This window comes from Runella defluvii, assembly GCF_014195535.1.
GTDB lineage: Bacteria > Bacteroidota > Bacteroidia > Cytophagales > Spirosomataceae > Runella > Runella defluvii.
Genome location: NZ_JACIBY010000049.1, coordinates 1 through 1,120 on the forward strand (window position 1 = coordinate 1; position 1,120 = coordinate 1,120).

The window sequence follows — 1,120 nt, forward strand, 5'->3', positions numbered from 1 at the left end:
TTTACAGGTACGGCAGGCAGTAGTTACACACTTCGCTGGACGATAAGTAACAGTCCTTGTGTTGCTTCAACGGATGATGTAACTATTACTTTTAATCAGAATCCGACGACGGCCAATGCTGGCGGTGACCAAGTTGGCGCGAGTACTTGTGGGCTGACACAGGTGACCTTGGCAGGGAATACGCCCGCAGTAGGTACGGGTTCATGGAGTGTGGTAAGTGGTACGGGAGGAACCTTTAGTGATGCTTCGAGCCCGACGTCCACTTTTACAGGTACGGCAGGCAGTAGTTACACACTTCGCTGGACGATAAGTAACAGTCCTTGTGTTGCTTCAACGGATGATGTAACTATTACTTTTAATCAGAATCCGACGACGGCCAATGCTGGCGGTGACCAAGTTGGTGCGAGTACTTGTGGACTGACACAGGTGACATTGGAAGGGAATACGCCCACAGTAGGTACGGGTGCATGGAGTGTGGTGAGTGGTACGGGAGGAACCTTTAGTGATGCTTCGAGTCCGACGTCCACTTTTACAGGTACGGCAGGCAGTAGTTACACACTTCGCTGGACGATAAGTAACAGTCCTTGTGCTGCTTCAACGGATGATGTAACTATTACTTTTAACCAGAATCCGACGACGGCTAGTGCTGGCGGTGACCAAGTTGGCGCGAGTACTTGTGGGCTGACACAGGTGACATTGGAAGGGAATACGCCCACAGTAGGTACGGGTGCATGGAGTGTGGTGAGTGGTACGGGAGGAACCTTTAGTGATGCTTCGAGTCCGACGTCCACTTTTACAGGTACGGCAGGCAGTAGTTACACACTTCGCTGGACGATAAGTAACAGTCCTTGTGTTGCTTCAACGGATGATGTAACTATTACTTTTAATCAGAATCCGACGACGGCCAATGCTGGCGGTGACCAAGTTGGCGCGAGTACTTGTGGACTGACACAGGTGACCTTGGCAGGAAATACGCCCGCAGTAGGTACGGGTTCATGGAGTGTGGTAAGTGGTACGGGAGGAACCTTTAGTGATGTTTCGAGCCCGACGTCCACTTTTACGGGTACGGCAGGCAGTAGTTACACACTTCGCTGGACGATAAGTAACAGTCCTTGTGTTG

The 1,120-nt window shown here is 51.1% G+C and carries 1 protein-coding gene; it reads left to right on the plus strand.

The genetic code is table 11. From position 1 onward, the window contains the following. Positions 1–1,120 (plus strand): hypothetical protein (locus FHS57_RS31630; RefSeq protein WP_221225792.1); only part of this gene is annotated, 1,120 nt, incomplete at both ends.